The organism is Paraburkholderia kururiensis JCM 10599 = LMG 19447 (genome assembly GCF_003986935.1).
GTDB classification, from domain to species: Bacteria; Pseudomonadota; Gammaproteobacteria; order Burkholderiales; family Burkholderiaceae; genus Paraburkholderia; species Paraburkholderia kururiensis.
In genome coordinates, this window is record NZ_RJZE01000003.1 from 291,918 (window position 1) to 313,895 (window position 21,978).

The following is a 21,978-nucleotide window of genomic DNA, read 5'->3' on the forward strand; positions in this document are numbered from 1 at the left end:
GTAGGGGCATCCGCCCCTTCGCCATCCCTCGCCTCCAGTCAGGTAGTCACGGTCTGAAGCGCTTCCAGAAGCTGCCCCGCCAGCGCCGGGTGATGGACGATGCTCGTGTGAGTGGCATCCAGTTCCCGCCAGTGCACCTGCCCCGCAGTCCATTGCGCCCAATCCATCCGGCGTCGCGGGTCGGCGGTGCGCAACGCACGCCAGACGTGCAGGTCGGCGTCGATGCGCGGCAACGTGTGGCGCGCCATCAGCGCGGCATGCATCGCGTCGACGGCGAATGCTTCGCCTAGCAGCGTCCGCTCGCCGCGCGTCACAACGGTTTCGTCGAACGATGCGGCCGGCTGCTCGTCCGAGGCCAACGGCTCCAGGCCGTCTTCGCGATGCGTGGCCGTATCCACGATGCCGATGAACGGCACGCGTCTGCCGCGCCGCGCCAGTACGTCGGCGATTGCAACGGCGAGCCGCCCTCCGAACGACCATCCGAGCAGCGCGCACGGCCCTTCGGGCTGAAGCGCTTCGATACAGGCGGCGTAGTGGGCGGCCAATGCCTCGAACGTCTCGCCACGCCACGGTGCGCCTCGCAGGGCCGGCGCCTGCAATGCGATGACGGACACGCGGCCATTCAGCGCCTGCGCCAGCGTGCGGTATTCGCCCACCATGCCGTAGCCCGGATGCAGGGCGAAGAGCATCGTGGACGCGCCGAGCGCATTCAGCGGCACGGCCGGAAGCCGCGCATCGTGTGGCGGCGATGCGTCCGACGATGCGTCCAGGGCGCACGTGCGCTCGATCGTCTGCCCGCTTTTGCGGCTGCGTGCGAGCCAGTTCGACAACGCGTGCGCCGGCGGCACCGGCAAAACGGACTCGTAGACCGCGCGCGCCACCCAGCTCGCGGCCACGTCGTCGTGACGTGCCCGGGCGTGAAGCGCTGCCGGAGCCGGCGGCCATGGCGACAAGAGCGACAAGAGCGACGACATGGGCGACGGCCGTGGCGACGCCACCCGCTCGCGGCCCGACGATGGGGCCACACGCAGGTGCTCGACCAGTTCGCCGAGCGTCGTTTCGAACGACGTCATGATCTGTCGGGCAACGGCCTCGCTGACGAATTGCGGCGCGTAGCCCCAGCTCAGCGAAAGCGAATCGCCGGCAATCCAGGCATTGACGTCGAGCGCGCGATCCGGCGTGCGCGCGCGCGCCGCCATCGCAGCCCCCGACGACTCGCTCGCAAAGCCGAACCGATCTCCTGTACGGAACGTCTGTTCGAAGCGGCCCAGATAGTTGAACGCAATCTCCGGAACCGGCAGTACCTTCAACGTGGCCCTGGCGCTTTCGTCCGCACATCGCGTGAGCAGCCCCCAGCCGAAACCACGCCGAGGCACCGCGCCGAGCCGTTCGTGTACGCGCAGCAACGCATCTTCAGGCGCCGCGGACGCGCCCGGCAACGCCAGCGGATACTGCGTCGTGAACCAGCCCACGGTGCGACTCAAGTCCACGCCCTCGATCACATCTTCGCGGCCATGGCCTTCCAGCTCGACGAGCACCTCGTCTCGCGACGTTACTTCGCATATCGAACGAGATAGCGCCGCGAGCAATACCTCGTCCACACGCAGCCGATACGCACGCGGCGCCTCGCGCAGCAGCAACGCGGTGAGGTCGGCAGAGAGTTTTGTTCGCAGCGTTTTTTGCGGCTGCGCGTGCGGCGCGCGCTCGGGAAAGAGGCGACCGGCACGTAACGCAGGCGCATCGAGCGCGACTTGCCACCATGCCAGCTCGTGCATGAGTTCCGCGGATCTCGCATAGCGAAGCAGATGACGCACCCACGTACGCCACGATGTCGATGCCGCCGGCAACGTGGCGGGTTCGCCGCGCTCAGCCTGCCCGTACGCCGTCTGCAGTTCGTCGAGCAGCACACGCCACGACACACCGTCCACCGACAGATGGTGGATCGCCACCAGCAGCCGCGTTTGCCCTTCCGGCGTCTCGAAGTACCCCAGCCGCCACACCGGTCCGCCTTCGATATCCAGGCCCGCCTGGATACGCCCGCACGCCGCCTCCAGTTCCCCCAGTGACGCCAGCGGTTCGCTGCGCACCAGGTCTTCACCGATCTCATGCACCGCGACCTGCTTCCAGCCCTCTTCCCGCTTCGCGAACCGCAGCCGCAGCGCGTCGTGACGCTGCGCCAGGGCCCTCGCGGCACGCTCCAGCGCGGGCACGTCCAGACGGCCCCGCACCTTCAGCAGCACCGCCTGGTTCCAGTGCGATTCCCCCTGCGGATAGCGTTCGAAGAACAGCCGCTGGATCGGCGTGAGCGCCAGCGGTTCATCGTCTTCGACCAGGTTCGCGCTGGCCTGCACATCAAGCCGCTCCACCCGCTGCGCGAGCGCCGCCACCGTCGGATGCTCGAACACCTGCCGCGGCGTGAGCTTCAGCCCCGCCTGTCTCGCCTTCGCGATGATCTGCAGGCTCTGGATCGAATCGCCCCCCGCCTCGAAGAAGTTCTCCGTCACGCCAAGGTCCTCGCGGCCCAGCACCGCGCACCACACCGACAGCAGCAGCGCCTCCAGTTCGTTCGACGGTCCCACCCGCCCGCGCGGTACCTCCTGCGGCGGCGGCAGCGCGGCCCGGTCCAGCTTGCCGCTGGGCATCCACGGCAGACGCTCCAGCACCGTCACCGACGACGGCACCATGTAGCCCGGCAGCTTCTGCTCCAGCGTCCGCTGCAGGGTATCGGGCTGTACGTCGCCCGATACACAGCCAGACACATACGCCGCCAGCCTGCGCTTCTCCCCCTCGCCCGTCACCACCACCGCCGCCTCGCGCACGCCCGGGCACTGCCGCAGCACCGCCTCGATCTCTCCCGGCTCGATGCGCTGCCCGCGCAGCTTCACCTGCTGGTCCAGCCGCCCGAGGAATTCCACCGTGCCGTCCGCACGCATGCGGCACAGGTCGCCGCTGCGGTACTGGCGTGCACCGGGTCCGCCGTACGGGTCCGGCACGAAGCGCTCCGCCGTGAGCGCGGCACGCCCCAGGTACCCGCGTGCCACCGTCGGGCCGCCGATGCACAGTTCGCCCAGACCGCCCACCGGGGCCCGCGTGCCGAACGCGTCCAGCACGCGGGCCGTGCGGCCCGGATAGGGGCGGCCGATCGGCACCGTCACCTCGCCCGTGTCTTCGTCCTGTGTCCGGCGGTACAGCGCCGCTACCGTGGTCTCCGTGGGGCCGTAGAGGTTGTCCAGCCGGATGTCACCGAGCGGTCCTTCGCGCCAGTGCGCGAGCGCATCGCCCGGCAGTGCCTCGCCGCCCACCGTCACCTGCCGCAGGCGCAGGGCCTCGCGCGGCGGCGCATGGCGCTGCCACTGCTGCCACAGCGCCGTCGGAATGCGTGCGAAGGTCACGCCGCGGCTCACCAGCCGTTCGCCCAGCCCCTGCAGGTCCCACGGCTGTTCGCCGCGCATCTCCACGGTCGCGCCCGTGAGCAGCGCCGGCAGCGTCTCGTGCAGCGCCACGTCGAAGTTGACCGTCGACGAGTGCAGCACCGTGTCGGCCGGGCTGATGCCGTAGGTCGCGAGGAAGTCCTGCAGGTGCGTCCACAGCGCGCCGTGGCTCACCGCCACGCCCTTGGGGCGGCCCGTGGAGCCGGAGGTGTACAGCACGTAGGCAAGCTGGTCGGGGTGCAGGGCTGCGGTGAAGCCGCCGGCTGGGGCCATCCCGGACACACCGGCCTCGCGCACATCGATCACCTCGCAGCCCGCCAGCACCTGCGCCATGCGCTGCGCGCTCACCGCGTCGGCCACCACGCGCGTGATGCCCGCGTCCTGCATCATCTGCGTCAGGCGCGCGGCCGGGTACTCCGGGTCCAGCGGCACGAAGGCCGCCCCCGAGCGGATGATGCCCACCAGCGCTGCGATCAGCGCGGGACCGCGCCGCACGCACAGTCCCACGCGATGTTCGGCGCCTGCGCCGCGTTCCATGAGCTGCCGCGCGACCGCCGCCGACCATGCATCGAGTTCGCCGTAGCCCAGCGATTCGTCCTCGCAGCGCACCGCCACGGCTGAGGGCGTGCGCTGCGCCTGCGCCACCAGCGCTGCCCCTAAAGACCCGAACGGATAGCGCGTCAACGCTGCTTCACCGGAACCACGCGGCAACAGCTCAAGCTCGCCGACACGCCGTGCAGAGTCCTCCGCCAGCTGCCGCAGCACCGTCTCGTAGTGCGTCGCCACACGCTCCACCGTCGTGCGATTGAACACATCGACCGCGTAATTGAACATCAGCCTCAGCGCGTGCCCGTCATCGACCACGTTCAGCGCGAGATCGAACCGCGCCGTGCCCGTTCCGCTTTCCTCGGCCTGCACGACGAGACCCGGCATCGCCACCGACGCCTCGCTCGTCGCCTGTTCGAGGTTGAACATCACCTGAAAGAGCGGCGCGCGGCCAAGGTCGCGCTCGAGATGAAGCGAATCGAGCACGCGACCGAACGAGGCGTCCTGGTGCTCCTGTGCCTCCAGCACACGTGCATGCAGGCCCGCAAGCAGCGCATCGAACGGCATGGCGCCAGAAACGTCGGCCTCGATGACGAGCGTATTCACGAAATAACCGATCAGCGCCTCCGTTTCGCGTCGTCGTCTGCCTGCCGACGGCACGCCTATGCGTATGCACGTCTGTCCGCCATATCGGTACAGCAGCGCCGCATAGGCGCCGAGCAGCACCGTGAACAGCGTCGTACCGTGTCGGCGCGCGAGGTCACGCAACGGCCGCGCGAGTTCGGCGCTCACGTCCACGCGGCAGCGCCCGCCATCCACGCTGCGCACCGCCGGTCGCGCACGATCGAGCGGCAATTCGAGCGCAGGCCGCTCCACGCCGAGTCGGGCAATCCAGTAGGCGAGGTCGTCGTCGGGCACGCCGTCGCGCCATTCTTCCTGCCACGCAGCGACGTCGCCAAAATGAATGCCGGGCTGCGGCAACGACCGCGCAATATCGCTTCCTTCCCTCTCTTCGCGCCCATCACTTCTCATCGCGGCACCGTACAGTGCCGCCAGTTCGCGCACGAGCAACGCCTGCGACCAACCATCCGAAACGATGTGATGGGTCACGACGAGCAAAACGTGGCAGTCCGTATCAAGCGTAATCAGATCGACTCGCAGCATCGGCCCCGCTCGCAGATCGAACGGCTCGCGCGCCGCTTCACGCAACGTCTTGCTCAATGCAGCCGGATCGTCCAGCACACGCTCTCGCCACGCGTAGCCTGCTGCGTCAGGAATCCGCTGAAGCGCCATGCCATCCCGCTCGATGAAGGTTGCGCGCAGCGCACCGTGCCGTGCAACGAGCGCATCGAATGCGCGACGCAGCGCGCCAACGTCGAGCGCGCCCGTCAACCTCATCGCCCGCGAAAGGTTGTAGGCAGGGCTCGACGGATCGACGTTCCACAGAAACCAGAGCCGCTGCTGCGACGCAGACAGTGGATAACAATGACCGCCGTCGTCCGGCTCGGACGAATCGCGCGAAAGCGGCACGACAGGCAAGCGCGCCGGATCGATGCCCTGTTCGCGCACCCTCTCGCGAAAACGACGCCGCTGTTGCACCGCCAGCGCCGCGTATTTGCGCGAGATGGCAAGCGCCTGGCTCGTAGCGTCCTGACCGTCCTGCGAACCGGATGCAGCGTGCGCCACCGTATGAGCATCACCGTGCATCGCATCGGTTTGTGCAACCGCGCCGACAGTCGGTTCGTTCGTCGTCGTAGTCGACATATCGTGGATCGCCTCAATCGAGTTCATCGAACAGTCCGTCGAGTGCCTGCAATGCGGCGGCTTGCGCTCGCGGTGCGTCGGCCGCAGCGGCATCAGGTGCGTCGGCGGCAAGTGCCGCGGCGAGTCGGGCGGGCGTGGACGCGTCGAACAGCATCGCGAGCGCCACCTTTCGGCCCAGCCCCTCAGAAAGCCGCGCAATCACGCGCACCGCCGCAAGAGAATGGCCGCCCATTGCGAAGAAGTCGTCATCCGCGCCAACGCGCGCAATGCCCAGCACCTCGCCGAATGCCTGCGCGATCAGCGTCTGCGCTTCGCCCACAGGTTCAGCCCACGACGCATCATCTGCACTAGGATCGCCAAAGCGCGCGAGTGCATTGCGGTCGAGCTTGCCGTTCGCAGTGCGCGGCAGCGCGTCGATTACATGGATCGCGGCCGGCACCATGTAGGCCGGCAAGCGCGCACGCAGCATTGCCCGCCATTCCTGCGGCAACGCCCGGCCGTCGCTCGCCACGACATAGCCGATCAACCGCGGCTCCGCAGTGCCCACGCCCGGCACGAGCGCAACGGCCGCGTCGCTTACGCCATCGAACTCGCGCAGCGCCGCTTCGATCTCGCCAGGCTCGATGCGATATCCGCGCAGCTTCACCTGCTGGTCAATGCGCCCCAGGCATTCGATGTCGCCCTCGCGCCGCTCGCGTGCAAGGTCACCCGTGCGGTACATCCGCGCGCCGGGCGGTCCCCACGGATCGGGCACGAAGCGTTCAGCCGTGAGCGCAGCGCGACCGAGATAACCGCGCGCCAGGTTGTCGCCGCCGATGCAAAGCTCGCCGATGCCGCCTTGCAGTGTCAGCGCCCCACTCGCATCGACGATGCGCAGCGTGTTCGCATGCAGCGCACGACCGATCGTGACGGGCTCGCGGGGCACGAGGCGCGCGCACGTGGACCAGATCGTCGTTTCAGTCGGCCCGTACAGGTTCCAGAGCGAGACGCCGCGCGCCATCAATTGCGCGGCAAGGTCGGGCGCCAGCACTTCGCCTCCCGAGAGGGCCGCGAAGCCACGCCCGTCTGCTGGGCCGCGCCAGCCTGCTTCCACCAGCAAGCGCCAGCCGCTCGGCGTGGCCTGCATGGCCGTGGCGCCGCTCGTCTCGATCAGCGCGGCGAGCGCTTCGCCATTGCCGGCCGTTTGCGCATCGGCAAGCTCGATGCACGCGCCCTTCGTGAGGGGCAAGCAGAATTCGAGCAACGAGATATCGAACGAGGACGTGGTGACCGAAAGCAGCACGTCGTGTTCGGAAAGGCCTGGCGCGATACCCACGCTCGCGATGAGCCTCGCCAGTGCGCCATGCGAAACCGCGACGCCCTTCGGACGGCCTGTCGATCCCGACGTGTAGATGACGTAGGCAAGCTGATCGGCAGTAACGGGCCGTGCCGGCAGCGGCTCTGTACTTTCCGCGTTCGCTGGCAGATCCGCGTCGATCACGATGCGCCCATCAAGCCCATCTTGAAGTCGCTCGATTCCTTCGGTATCCGCAATGATTCGCGTGATGCCCGCGTCATCGAGCATGAAGCGCAAACGGTCGGCCGGGAACGACGGATCGAGCGGCACGTACGCCGCGCCGCTACGCCACACACCGAGCATGCTCGCGATGAGAGCCGGCGATCGCCGCATACAGACGGCGACGCGTTCTTCGCGAGCCACCCCGCTTGCGCGCAGTCGTGCGTCGATTGCCGCGGCCCAGCGCGCCAGCGTCGCATAGTCCACGGCGGCGCCGTGCTGACGCACCGCGATGCGCGTCGGCACACGCGCGGCCTCGGCGGCGAAGCGCTCGTGGCACGCAAGCCACGCTGTTTCGGGCAACGCTTCGGCATGAGGCGCACCGCGCTGCACGACTACGTCGCCGATAAAACGCGCCGCGTGCTCGCCTTCCTCGGCCAGCGCATCGAGCAGCAGCAGATAGTGCCGCTGCAACGCAGCGATCTGCGCCTGATCGAGCCGCCGGCTGTCCCAGCCCCAATGCAGTTCGAGCTGTTTTGCCGGCAGGATAGTCAGCGTCAACGGATAGTGCGTGCGCTCGACGGCATCCACACGCTCCACGCGCAAGCGGCTCGCGTCGCTGCCCGTCACGCGTTCCGCACGCGCGGCAACGGGATAGTTTTCGAAGACGATGAGGCTGTCGAACAGCACATCGCCGCTTCGCCCCGCCCATTGCTGCAACGAAGCCAGCGGCGTGTGCTCCACTTCGCGCATCTCCACGTTCCAGCGCTGCACCTCGGCCAGCCAGTCCGACACCGCTGCCTCACCGGGTACACGTACGAACACGGGCAAGCTGTTGATGAAGAGACCGAACACCTCCTCCGCGCCTGCAAGCGCGGCCGGGCGACCCGACACCGTGACGCCGAATGCGACGGTGGACTTGCCGCTCAGCCGCGTGAGCAGCACGGCCCACGCGCCTTGCATCAGCGTGTTGAGCGTCACGCGATGCCGCTGTGCCGCGCGGCGCACGCGCTGGTCGAGCGCGGCGTCGAGCCGCGTCACGGCCCGTTGCGTCACGGCCTTTTGCGTCACAACTTTTGTCGGCGCACGCTCAGGGCTCTCACGCGGCGCGGCAAGGCTCGCCGTCAGCGTGCCTGGATCGTCGAGCGCCGCGAGCCTCTCGAGCCACCAGTCCCGCGGATCGGGCTGCTTAGCAAGCCACTCCACATAGCGGCGATACGGCGGCGGCACCGTCGCCACGCGTGCCGCTTCATGCCGTGCGCCGAGCGCGCGTTCGTAGTCGTCGAAGACTTCACTCAGGAGCCGCGCACCGCTCCAGCCGTCGGTGAGCACGTGATGGTGGGTGCGCACGAGATCGAAACGGCCGTCCGGACGCAGGAACACGTTGACGCGCATGAGCGGCGCCTGTGATGCATCGATGCCCGCCGCGAGATCGGTCTTTCGCCACGTCGCAAGGCGAGCCTCGTAGTCCGAGGCGTGGGCATTGCCGATATCGCGCCAGTCGTGCACCACGAACGGCAACGCCGCCTCGCGCTCCACTACCTGCATCAACATACCGTCAGGATGCCGTACGAACCGCGTACGCAATGCGTCGTGACGCGCGACGGCGGCCTGCCACGCGGCGCGTAGCGCGTTGGCGTCGAAGGGACCAGCAAGCGTCAGCTGAAGCTGGTTCACGTAGACGCCCTGGCCGTGAGCAAGCTCGCTGTGATAGAGCAACCCCTGTTGCAGCGGCGTGGCGGGGTAAATGTCCGCGACGCTGCCCAGGCGCAGGCCGAACGCGCGCAACTGCGCGTCGTCGAGGCCCGAGAGCGGGAAGTCGGATGCGCTTGCGCCGGGCGGCGCAGCCATGCAGTGCGCGATGAGCGAGCCGACTTCGAAATCGAAGTCGGCTACAAGACGCTCCACCGTTTCGCGATCGATCCTCGCCGGATCGAAACGCCAGCGCAGCAGCAGCGTGTCGCCTGTGACGATGCCGTTGAGGTCCAGCGCGTAGTCGAGCCGCGCGCCGTCGCCATGCGTGGCGCCCGCAGGCTCGGCGCTGAACGTGAAGCGCGAGTCGGCATCGAGCGACTGATCGAAGCGGCCCAGATAGTTGAAGCTCACCGCTGGACGCCGGCGCTCGCGACTCGCATCGAGCAAGCCCCAATGCAGTCCCTTGTGCGGCACGGCGCGCACGCGCGTCTTCACCGCGACGAGCGCGTCGCCGGGCGCGACGTGCGCAGCGGGCAACGCGACGGGAAAGCGCGTGGTGAACCAGCCGACAGTGCGACTCAGGTCCACGCCGTCGATCACATCTTCGCGGCCATGGCCTTCGAGTTCGACGGCCACCTCCTTCGCACCGCTCCATTTTCCGAGTGCACGCGCCAGCGCCGCGAGCAGCAATTCATCGACTCGCGTGCGGTATGCACGCGAAGCGTTTTGCAGCAGATCGCGCGTGCGTGCCGCATCAAGCGTCCAGTCGAGGGTGGCGCTGTGCGCCATACGCGTGCCCGCGGCGGGGCGGAACGGCAGATCGGCTGTGGCATCGAGCGTGGAGAGCGCCTGCTGCCACCACGATGCTTCGGATTGCACCGGCTCTGTTTGCGCATAGCGAAGCAGATGACGCACCCACGTACGCCACGATGTCGATGCCGCCGGCAACGTGACGGGTTCGCAGCGCTCAGCCTGCCCGTACGCCGTCTGCAGTTCGTCGAGCAGCACACGCCACGACACACCGTCCACCGAGAGATGGTGGATCGCCACCAGCAGCCGCGTTTCCCCTTCCGGCATCTCGAAGTACCCCAGCCGCCACACCGGTCCACGTTCGATATCCAGGCTCGCCTGGATGCGCCCGCACGCCGCCTCCAGTTCCGACAGTGACGCCAGCGGTTCGCTGCGCACCACCCCTTCGTCGATCTCATGCGCTGCGACCTGCTTCCAGCCCTCCTCCCGTTTCACGAACCGCAGCCGCAGCGCGTCGTGACGCTGCGCCAGGGCCCTCGCGGCACGCTCCAGCGCGGGCACGTCCAGACGGCCCCGCACCTTCAGCAGCACCGCCTGGTTCCAGTGCGATTCCCCCTGCGGATAGCGTTCGAAGAACAGCCGCTGGATCGGCGTGAGCGCCAGCGGTTCATCGTCTTCGACCAGGTTCGCGCTGGCCTGCACATCAAGCCGCTCCACCCGCTGCGCGAGCGCCGCCACCGTCGGATGCTCGAACACCTGCCGCGGCGTGAGCTTCAGCCCCGCCTGTCTCGCCTTCGCGATGATCTGCAGGCTCTGGATCGAATCGCCCCCCGCCTCGAAGAAGTTCTCCGTCACGCCAAGGTCCTCGCGGCCCAGCACCGCGCACCACACCGACAGCAGCAGCGCCTCCAGTTCGTTCGACGGTCCCACCCGCCCGCGCGGTACCTCCTGCGGCGGCGGCAGCGCGGCCCGGTCCAGCTTGCCGCTGGGCATCCACGGCAGACGCTCCAGCACCGTCACCGACGACGGCACCATGTAGCCCGGCAGCTTCTGCTCCAGCGTCCGCTGCAGGGTATCGGGCTGTACGTCGCCCGATACACAGCCAGACACATACGCCGCCAGCCTGCGCTTCTCCCCCTCGCCCGTCACCACCACCGCCGCCTCGCGCACGCCCGGGCACTGCCGCAGCACCGCCTCGATCTCTCCCGGCTCGATGCGCTGCCCGCGCAGCTTCACCTGCTGGTCCAGCCGCCCGAGGAATTCCACCGTGCCGTCCGCACGCATGCGGCACAGGTCGCCGCTGCGGTACTGGCGTGCACCGGGTCCGCCGTACGGGTCCGGCACGAAGCGCTCCGCCGTGAGCGCGGCACGCCCCAGGTACCCGCGTGCCACCGTCGGGCCGCCGATGCACAGTTCGCCCAGACCGCCCACCGGGGCCCCGTCGCCGAATGCGTCCAGCACGCGGGCCGTGCGGCCCGGATAGGGGCGGCCGATCGGCACCGTTACCTCGCCCGTGTCTTCGTCCTGTGTCCGGCGGTACAGCGCCGCTATCGTGGTCTCCGTGGGGCCGTAGAGGTTGTCCAGCCGGATGTCACCGAGCGGTCCTTCGCGCCAGTGCGCGAGCGCATCGCCCGGCAGCGCCTCGCCGCCCACCGTCACCTGCCGCAGGCGCAGGGCCTCGCGCGGCGGCGCATGGCGCTGCCACTGCTGCCACAGCGCCGTCGGAATGCGTGCGAAGGTCACGCCGCGGCTCACCAGCCGTTCGCCCAGCCCCTGCAGGTCCCACGGCTGTTCGCCGCGCATCTCCACGGTCGCGCCCGTGAGCAGCGCCGGCAGCGTCTCGTGCAGCGCCACGTCGAAGTTGACCGTCGACGAGTGCAGCACCGTGTCGGCCGCGCTGATGCCGTAGGTCGCGAGGAAGTCCTGCAGGTGCGTCCACAGCGCGCCGTGGCTCACCGCCACGCCCTTGGGGCGGCCCGTGGAGCCGGAGGTGTACAGCACGTAGGCAAGCTGGTCGGGGTGCAGGGCTGCGGTGAAGCCGCCGGCTGGGGCCATCCCAGACACACCGGCCTCGCGCACATCGATCACCTCGCAGCCCGCCAGCACACCGGCCATGCGCTGCGCGCTCACCGCGTCGGCCACCACGCGGGTGATGCCCGCGTCCTGCATCATCTGCGTCAGGCGTGCGGCCGGGTACTCCGGGTCCAGCGGCACGAAGGCCGCCCCCGAGCGGATGATGCCCACCAGCGCCGCGATCAGCGCCGGGCCGCGTCGCACGCACAGTCCCACGCGATGTTCGGCGCCTGCGCCGCGTTCCATGAGCTGCCGGGCGACCGCCGCCGACCATGCATCGAGTTCGCCGTAGCCCAGCGATTCGTCCTCGCAGCGCACCGCCACGGCTGAGGGCGCGCGCTGCGCCTGCGCCACCAGCGCCGTCCCCAACGACATGAACGGATAGCGCGTTAACGCTGCTTCACCGGAACCACGCGTCAGTAGCTCAAGCTCGCCGACACGCCGTGCAGAGTCCTCCGCCAGCTGCCGCAGCACCGTCTCGTAGTGCGTCGCCAGACGCTCCACCGTCGTGCGATCAATCCGCGCCCCATCCCACGACCATTCGAGCGCCAAGCCCTGCGCTCGCGGAATGATCGCGAGCGCCAGCGGGTAGTGCGTCGGGTCCACCGATTCAACGGCGCCAATTTCGAGGTCGCCGTCGCCATCGCGCGCAACGTCCACGGGATAGTTCTCGAACACCACGAGGCTGTCGAACAGCGCATCACCGCTGCGCCCCGCCCACTGCTGCACCTGCGCGAGCGGCGTGTGCTCGTACTGCCGCAGCGTCGCAAACGCCTGCTGCAAGTCGCGCAGCCACACGCCCACGTCCGCGTCCGCCTTCACCTCCACCCACACGGGTAGCGTGTTGATGAAAAGGCCCAGCATGCGGTCGATGCCTGGCACATGCGCGGGGCGCCCCGAAAACGTCGTGCCGTACGCAACGCTGCGCCGATGTCCGTAGCGCGCAAGCACCACGGCCCACGCTCCTTGCATCAGCGTATTGAGCGTGACTTCGTAGCGGCGCGCCGCAGCCTGAAGTTGCGAAGCCAGCGTGGCATCGATCCGTTGCCTGCGCGCATGCGTGCCGGCTTCCTGCACGCGTGGCGCAGGAACGCTCGCCGTGAGCGTCGCGGGGTCGTCCTCGCAGAACGCCTGCGCGATGCGCTCGCGCCACCAGGCCTGCGTCTCAGCGTCGCTCGCCGCCGCGCGAATCCATTCGACATACTGACGATATGGCGCAGTGGATTCAAAGACGACGGACGTACCCGCCACACGCGCCCGATAGTCCCGCAGAATTTCTCCAACCAGACTCGCCACGCTCCAGCCGTCGAGCAGCACATGGTGGTGCGTCCAGACCAGATCGACCGTGCGTGCGTCGCGCACGAACAGCGCGACGCGCATCAACGGCGCAGCATCGAGCGCCATGCCCGCAGCGAGATCGCGCTCGCGCCAGGCAGCAAGACGCGCATCGTAGTCGCCGGCAGCAGACCAGTCGTGCATGTCGAACGGCAGCGTGAGCCGCCGATGGACGATCTGCATCGCCTCACCGCCGTGCGACCACGCAAAGCACGTGCGCAGAACGGCGTGACGTTCGAACGCAGCCTGCCACGCCGCGCGCATCGCGTCTCCGTCAATCGTGCCCGTGAGCGTGACGCGCATCTGGTTCAGGTACGCCGTCTGCCCCGGCTCCGCAGCGAGCGAGTGATAGAGCAGCCCGCTTTGCAGCGGCGTGGCCGGATAGACGTCTTCGATATGCTCGGGCGCGAGACCGAGTGCGCGCCAGAGATCGGTCGAATACGACGTGCCGGTACCCGCGGACTGCGCGTCGCCGCGTGCGTGCTGCGGCGACGCGGCCCGCGCCGCGCGTGCCAGGCTCTCGACAGTCGGCGCCTCGAACACCATGCGCGGCGTCAGATGCAGCCCGGCATCGCGCGCCTTCGCGACAATCTGCAAGCTCAGGATCGAATCGCCGCCAACAACGAAGAAGTTGTCGGTCACGCCGATATCGTCGCGACGCAGTACGTTGCGCCAGACCGCGAGCAACGCTTCTTCGTCGGGGCTCGACGGTGCCACCGCGCGTGTCGTACTCGTCGCTTCGGGCGCAGGCAACGCCCGGCGATCCAGCTTGCCGTTCGGCGTGAGCGGCAAACGTTCGAGTTCCACGTACGACGTGGGCACCATATGCGACGGCAGACGCGCACTGAGCCACGTCTGCCAGCGTGCAATGTCGGTTCCGGTCTCGCTGCTTTCGGGCACCACGTAGGCCACCAGCCGCTTTTCCGCACCCTCGCCGCCTGCGACCACCACCGCTGCCTCGCGCACCGCTTCGTGTGCCAGCAGCACCGCCTCGATCTCCCCCGGCTCGATGCGGAAGCCGCGCAGCTTCACCTGGGCATCGTTGCGTCCCAGGTACTCCAGGTCGCCATCGGGCAGCCGACGTGCAACGTCGCCCGAGCGGTACAGGCGTGCACCCGGCTCGCCGTACGGATCGGGCACGAAGCGTTCCGCCGTGAGGCCCGCTCTGCCCAGATAGCCGCGCGCAAGGCCCGCGCCGCCCACATACAGTTCGCCCACTGCGCCCACCGGCACGCGGTTCAGGTCCGCGTCCAGCACCTGCAGCGTGAGGTCGTCCAGGGGCGCGCCTATCACACTACGCCCTGCCTTCAGTGCCGCGTCATCGAGCAGGCGGTAAGTGACGTGAACCGTGGTCTCGGTAATGCCGTACATGTTCACGAGCGACGGCAGCACGCCTTTCGCCTTCGCGCCTTCGGCCCAGCGCGCAATGGATGCGGGTTCCAGGCGTTCCCCGCCGAAGATCACCGTGCGCAGCGCCGTCAGCGTGTTGTCGCGGTCGGCCTGCGTCAGTTGCACGAAGGCAGAGGGCGTCTGGTTCAGCACCGTCACGCCTTCTCGCCTGAGCAGCGCGTGGAAGGCCGATGGCTCGCGCGCTGTCCAGTGCGGCACGATCACGAGCCGGCCGCCGTGTACGAGTGCGCCGAAGATCTCCCACACGGAGAAGTCGAACGCGTACGAGTGGAACAGCGTCCATACGTCCTGCCCGTTGAAGCCGAAGCGGGACTGCGTGGCATCGAAGAGACGCGCCATGTCCGCGTGCGTGATGCCCACGCCTTTGGGGCGGCCTGTCGAACCCGACGTGTAGATCACGTATGCAAGCTGCTGCGCATGCGGACGAACGAAACGCGCCTCTTCAATACCGGCAACAACGTTGCGCAACGCCCCGGCGTCGATCACCGGGCGCCACGCGAACAGGTCGTCATGCTGCGCGAGGCTTTCGGCATCGGCCACGATGGGACCCAGCCGGGCATCCTCGACGATGTGCGCAAGGCGCTCACGCGGATACGACGGGTCGAGCGGCACATAGGTCGCGCCTGAACGCAGCACGCCCAGCAGCGCAGCAACCAGCGCGGTGGAGCGCTGCATCGCGACCCCGACGCGCGTTTCGGCCTTCACGCCGCGCCGCTTCAATTCAGCCGCAATCGCGCGAGACCACGCGTCGAGCTGCGCGTAGGTCACGCGGTGTTCGCCATCGATCAACGCAATCGCGTCACCGCGCTGCGCCGCGTGCATCGCGATACGCGAAGCAACGTCGAGCGGTTCCGGCCAGCACGCCTTGGCACGCGGCGTCGGCTCATCACGCAGTTCGGGCAGTTCGAACGAGGCAAGCGGCAGCTCCGGGTCCGTGGCCCATGCGTCGAGCAATCCCGCAAAGTTGTGTGCGAGGCGCTCGATCGTGGATGCATCGAACACATCGGTGGCGTAGGTGAACGCGAGATCGAGCCCGGCATCCGGCCTATGCGCGATGTTGAGCATCAAGTCGAATTGCGCCTCGCCGTTGTCCGTCGGTTGCACCGTCACGTTCAACGCATCGCCGAACGACGAGCCGAGATCATGGTGTTGCTGTTGATTGACGAGCACCTGGAAGAGCGGCGTTCGCGCGAGGTCGCGCTCGGGCTGCAATGCCTTGACGACGCGCGCAAACGGCACGTCCTGGTTCGCGTAAGCGCCCAGCAGCCGCTCACGCACATCGTCGATCAATTGCCCAACATGCATTGCACCGTGCGGTGCCGTGCGCAGCACGACGGTGTTGACGAAAAAGCCGGCGACGTTCGCCGCGCCAGGCAGATCGCGGCCCGCAAGCGGCACACCGATGCGGATGTCGCGCTGGCCGGTGTAGCGATAGAGCAGCGCGTCGAACGCTGCGAGCAGGGCCATGAAGAGCGTGGCCTGGCGCTTGTCGGCCAACGCGCGCAGCGCCTCGGTGGTCGCGGCCGGCACACGTATGTGGAGCCGTGCGCCCGGCGCGCGCCGCGCGTCGGTGCGGATGCGGTCGAATGGCAGCGCGAGCAGGTGCGCCGTTTCGTCGTCGGTGGCAAGTTCGGTGCGCCACCAATTCAGTTGGGTTTTCTCGCGCTCGGCTGTGAGGTGCGCGGCGCGCGCCTGCATCACGTCGCAGTAGGTGACCCATGCGGCAGCGGCAACCGCCGTTGCATCGCCGCGCTCGCCGGCACGACCTGCGGCGAATGCGCGATAGAGCCGCGAAAAGTCGTCGAACAACAGGCCCACCGACCAGTCGTCGCCAACGATGTGATGAAGCACGAGATGCAGCACATGCTGGTTGTCGGCGAGACGAACCAGCGTTGCACGCACGGGCGGTTCGGCCATGAGGTCGAACGGCTCACGCGCGAGTTCGCTCAGACGCGCAGTCAACGTTGCCTCTTCCGCGCTTGCGTCAGGCCGTTGCAGATCGAGCAAACGAATTTGTGCGGCCGACCCGGCATCCACACGTTGATGCGCAACGCCCTCCGTCTCGCCGAAGCGCATGCGCAGCGCCGGATGACGAACGCTCAACGCGGCGAATGCGGCACGCAGCGCGTCCACGTCGAGGCGACCGTCGAAACGCAACGCGCCACTCACGTGATAGGCGCTGCTGCGCGGATCCAGCTTCCAGATGAACCACAGGCTTTCCTGCGATGCAGAGAGCGGTATCGGTGCGCTGAGGGCGTAATCCACGATGGGTTGACGCGCGCCGTCGCTATCGCCTTCGTCGCTATCACCGTCTTTATCGCTGAGTGTCGACGCCTCTGCCTGCGCAGACGATGTGCCGCGCACGATCGAGGCAAAGTCTTCGAGCACGGGGTGTTCGAATAGCGCGCGCAGCGTGGGGGCATCGCCGAACACGGCACGCATCGCCGAGATGGCCCGAACGGCGAGCAGCGAATGGCCGCCAAGCCGGAAGAAATCATCGCGCGCGCCAACACGGTCGACGCCCAGCACGTCCTGCCAGATCGCTGCGAGCTTCGCTTCGGTTTCGTCGCGAGGCGCCACGAACGAAAGCGGCGACGTGGACGCGAATTCCGGTACAGGCAACGCCCGGCGATCCAGCTTGCCGTTCGGCGTAAGCGGCAAACGTTCGAGTTCCACGTACGAGCTCGGCACCATATGCGACGGCAGACGCGCACTGAGCCACGTCTGCCAGCGTGCAACGTCGGGGCCGGTCCCGCCGTTTTCCGGCACCACGTAGGCCACCAGCCGCTTTTCCGTCCCCTCGCCGCCTGCGACCACCACCGCCGCCTCGCGCACCGCTTCGTGTGCCAGCAGCGCCGCCTCGATCTCCCCCGGTTCGATGCGGAAGCCGCGCACCTTCACCTGGGCGTCGTTGCGTCCCAGGTACTCCAGATCGCCATCGGGCAGCCGACGTGCAACGTCGCCCGAGCGGTACAGGCGTGCACCCGGCTCGCCGTACGGATCAGGCACGAAGCGTTCCGCCGTGAGCCCTGGCCTGCCCAGATAGCCGCGCGCCAGACCCGCGCCGCCCACATACAGTTCGCCCACCGCGCCTACCGGCACGCGGTTCAGGTCCCCGTCCAGCACCTGCAGCGTGAGGTCGTCCAGGGGCGCGCCGATCACACTACGCCCCGCCTCCAGTGCCGCGTCATCGAGCAGGCGGTAAGTCACGTGAACCGTGGTCTCGGTGATGCCGTACATGTTCACGAGCGACGGCAGCACACCCTTTGCCTTCGCACCTTCGGCCCAGCGCGCAATGGATGCCGGCTCCAGACGTTCCCCGCCGAAGATCACCGTGCGCAGCGCCGTCAGCGTGTTGTCGCGGTCGGCCTGCGTCAGTTGCACGAACGCAGACGGTGTCTGGTTCAGCACCGTCACGCCTTCGCACCTGAGCAGCGCGTGGAAGGCCGATGGCTCGCGCGCTGTCCAGTGCGGCACGATCACGAGCCGGCCGCCGTGCACGAGTGCGCCGAAGATTTCCCACACGGAGAAGTCGAATGCGTACGAGTGGAACAGCGTCCATACGTCCTGCCCGTTGAAGCCGAAGCGGGACTGCGTGGCATCGAAAAGACGCGCCATGTCCGCGTGCGTGATGCCCACGCCTTTGGGGCGACCGGTCGAGCCTGAGGTATAGATCACGTATGCAAGCTGCTGCGCATGCGGTTGCGCAAACGTTGCGTCTACCTGCGAAGCATCGCCCTGAACACGCAACACGCTTTCATCAAGCAACGCGACGCCCGGCAGCAGCGATGCAAACCTCGGCATGTGCGCGGGCTCGGTGAGCACCGCGTCGAGCCCCGCATCGAGCGCGATCTCGCGCAAGCGGTCGTCGGGATAGGCGGGATCGAGCGGCACATAGGCCGCGCCCGAACGCAGCACGCCGAGTATCGCTGCAACCAGAGCGGGCGAGCGCGTCATTGCTACGCCGATGCGACGCTCGCCGGCTCCTGCGCAAACACGCAGGCACCCCTGCGCAATGCGCGCCGACCATGCATTGAGTTCGCGATACGTTACCGACACGTGTACACCATCGTCGCCGGTAAAGCGGATTGCGACAGCATCGGGTCGCACCCTGGCCTGTGTTTCGATGCGCGTGGTCACGGCCTCGAAAGGGAACGTGGACGATGTGCGCCCGGCATCCGCGGTTACAGCGTCGAGCGCGATGTCGCGCAGCCGAGCGTCGTCCGATGCTTCGACCCGTTGAGCCATTCGATCGAGCACGCGTTCGAAATGCGTTGCAAGCCGCAACACCGCATTCTCCGAAACATGCGCGGCGTGCCAATGCCATTCGATCCGGAGCCCCTCACCCCGTATTTGCGGCGCCGTCCCACGCGGTGCAGCCACGAGCGTAAGGGGCAAATGCGTGCGGCTGTAGGCATCCACGCCGCGCAGACCCACAGCCTCGCGCTTCGCATCGATAGCTTCGTCGAGCGGATAGTTTTCGAATACGACGAGGCTGTCGAAGAGCGAACTGCCACGCACTCCCGCCCACTGCTGCAACGAGGCGAGCGGCGTGTGCTCGACCTCGCGCAATTCGGCGTTGCTGCGCTGAAGCGCGGCAAGCCAGGCGGCGATGGGTGCAGCAGGTTCGATATCGACGGCCAGCGGCAGGCTGTTGATGAAGAGCCCGACGATGGACTGCGCCGCGGGCAATTCCGCCGGCCGCCCCGACACGGTGGTGCCGAACACCACCTGGCCGCGCCCCGAAAAATGCGCGAGCACAAGGGCCCAGGCCGCTTGTACAAGCGTGTTGAGCGTGACCTGCGCACGCCGCGCCGCACGTTGGGCACGTGCGTAGTCCATTGCGCCGATTTCGCGCACGATACGCCGGGTCTCGTTCGCGCTGCTCCCTGCGGCGCCTCGCGGCACGCGGTTTGAATCGAAGAACGCATTGCCGCCGAGCGCATCCGCAAGACCGGCGGACGTCTGGAACGCGGCGAGTCGCGTGCGCCAGAAGGCACTCACGTCGGGCTGCCGACGCAGCCAGCGCACATAGTCCACGTAGCGCGAACCAGACGTGGCATCGGGCGTCATGCCGGGCTCGTGTCCATCGACCAGCGCGGCATAGGCGCGCACGACCTCGGACGCCACCTGCGCCGTGCTCCAGCCGTCCGTCAACGCATGGTGGTGCGTCCAGAGCACGTCATGCGCACCGTCCGGCCGCACGAATGCATCGACGCGCATGAGCGGCGCGGCCTGCAGATCGAAACCACGAGCCTCAATCGAAGCGCGTGCGCTCTGGAACGCTGCTTCATAGGCATCGGCCGTTTCGGCTTGAAGAGGATGCAGATCGAACGGCAACGCGGCGTGCCGCTCGACGACCTGAAGCGGTTCGCCACCAGGCGGGCAAACAAAGCGCGTACGCAGCACGGGATGACGCGCCACGACGATTGCCCACGCGCGACGCATTGCATCCACGCGCAGGTTCGCAAGGGTCAGGCGCAGTTGCGAAACGTAGAGGCCCGGGTCGCCCGCGAACATGCCGTGAAAGAGCAACCCCTGTTGCATCGGCGTGGCTGAATAAACCGCTTCCACGGCATCGCGCGCAACGCCGGCCTGCGCGAACCACTCGTCTTCCTCTGCTGCGTTGTGCTCACTGGCGACCACACGTTCATCGACCCCAGCGACCGGAGGCCGCGCGGCACCCGGCATCGGTACATCGGCGGGCAATGCAATCGCGACGCGCGCCGCCGCTTCGATGGTCGCGTAGTCGAACATCTGTTTCGGCGTGAGCTTGAGCCCTGCGCGGCGCGCCTTCGCGATGATCTGCAGGCTCAGTATCGAATCGCCGCCAATCTCGAAGAAGTTGTCCGAGACGCCAATGTCCTCGCGTTTGAGCACCTGCTTCCATATTGCGGCGAGCGCATGCTCGGATTCGTTGCGCGGCTCGATACGTACGGGGCGTTGCGCCGTTGCGTCGTCGCAGGACGCAGGCAGTGCCGCGCGATCCACCTTGCCGTTGGCCGTCAGCGGCAACGCCGCAAGCACCTGCAGCGACGACGGCACCATGTAGTCGGGCAATTGCGCGGCGAGCCGCGCGCGAATGGCGTCGATGTCGAGCGGTGCGGAGGACGTGAGATACGCCGCGAGCTTCAACGATCCGTCGCCTTCGTCTGCACGCGCGATGACAATCGCATCGCGCACGCCTTCCTCGGCGCGCAGCCGCGCCGCAATTTCTTCGGGTTCCACACGAAAGCCGCGAATCTTCACCTGGTCGTCGAGTCGACCGAGAAACGCGAACTCGCCGCGAGGCAAGCGCCGGCTCTTGTCGCCGGTGCGATAGAGTCGCGCGCCGTGTCCCGCGGAATCGGGCACGAAGCGCTCCGCCGTGAGCGATGGTCGGCCCAGGAAGCCGTAGGCCACGCTCGCCCCACCGACGCAAAGCTCCCCCGTCACGCCCTTCGGCACCGCGTTGCCGTCCGCATCGATGATGCGCGCTTCCACGTGCGCGAGCGGCGTGCCGAGCGGCAGTGTTGTCGCACGCCCGGCGTCGCCCGTGTGCGTGAGCACGCCGACCGCCGTTTCGGTAGGCCCGTAGTGATTGATCAGCACGCAGCCCGAGCGCAGCAAGGCCACCTGCGCAGCAAGCCTGGCCGGTGCCGCTTCGCCGCCCACCACGAGGCAGCGGCGCGGCAACACCGACGCAGGCGCATAGCCCTGCATCAACGCATCCAGATGGCTCGGCACGATCTTCAGCAAATCCACCGCATGTGTGTCCATGTAGGTGCCGAAGGCATCGGGGTCGCCGGCCACGTCGGCGTCGATGGCGTGCAGCGTCCAGCCGTGCCACAGCGCGCCGAAGAGCGCCGTGTGACCCAGGTCCGCGGCAGGCGTCGAAATCCATGCCGCGCTGGCGATGCCATCGGGCAAGCGCCCGGCGAGGCTGCGCAGATACGCCGCGAGCGCCGCATGGCTCAACACGACGCCTTTGGGCTGCCCGGTCGAGCCCGAGGTGTAAATGACGTAGGCGGGCCAGACGAAGACGCTGTCGTCGGCGGGCAGCATCGGCGCGACCTGTGTGTCGGCGTCATGTGGAACACGCAGCGACTGCGCATCGACCAACGGCACACCTTCAGGCCACCACTCGCCCAGCGTCGTGCCGCTGCCCACGATCACGCGCGCGGCGCAGTCCTGCGCCTGCCACCGCAGGCGCGCCGCAGGCAACGCAGGATCGAGCGGCACGTAGCAGCCGCGCAACCGCCAGACGGCGAGCACACTCGCGACGAATGCGGCACCACGCGGACACGCAATGGCCACGCGATCGCCCGGCTGAACGTGCGCATGGGCGAGCTTCGACGCGAGACGGCCGGACCACGCCCACAGGTCCTGCCAGTTGAGCGGCCCATCGCGATCCACAACGGCTGTCGCGTGAGGCCGCTCGTTGGCGAATCGCGCAACGCGGGCGGGCAAGAAGTGAAGATCGAATTGATTGGCTTGCAT

2 protein-coding genes are annotated in these 21,978 nt (G+C 68.0%); both read right to left on the reverse strand.

What is annotated here, in order from left to right:
• Window positions 1–38 precede the first annotated feature (38 nt).
• The gene (locus tag PKKP23_RS05410) at window positions 39–5,768 is read right to left on the reverse strand and encodes a non-ribosomal peptide synthetase (RefSeq protein WP_161978075.1); all 5,730 of its coding nucleotides are present in this window, start codon (window positions 5,766–5,768) and stop codon (window positions 39–41) included.
• On the reverse strand, window positions 5,755–21,978 hold the full coding sequence (locus tag PKKP23_RS05415; protein ID WP_126876085.1) for a non-ribosomal peptide synthetase: 16,224 nt from the start codon (window positions 21,976–21,978) through the stop codon (window positions 5,755–5,757). Before PKKP23_RS05415 ends, PKKP23_RS05410 begins: the two co-directional genes overlap by 14 nt.

Coding starts and splice junctions, on each gene's coding strand:
- PKKP23_RS05415 (WP_126876085.1), bottom strand. CDS start 21,978: ATGCAAGCCAATCAATTCGATCTTCACTTCTTGCCCGCCCGCGTTGCG.
- PKKP23_RS05410 (WP_161978075.1), bottom strand. CDS start 5,768: ATGAACTCGATTGAGGCGATCCACGATATGTCGACTACGACGACGAAC.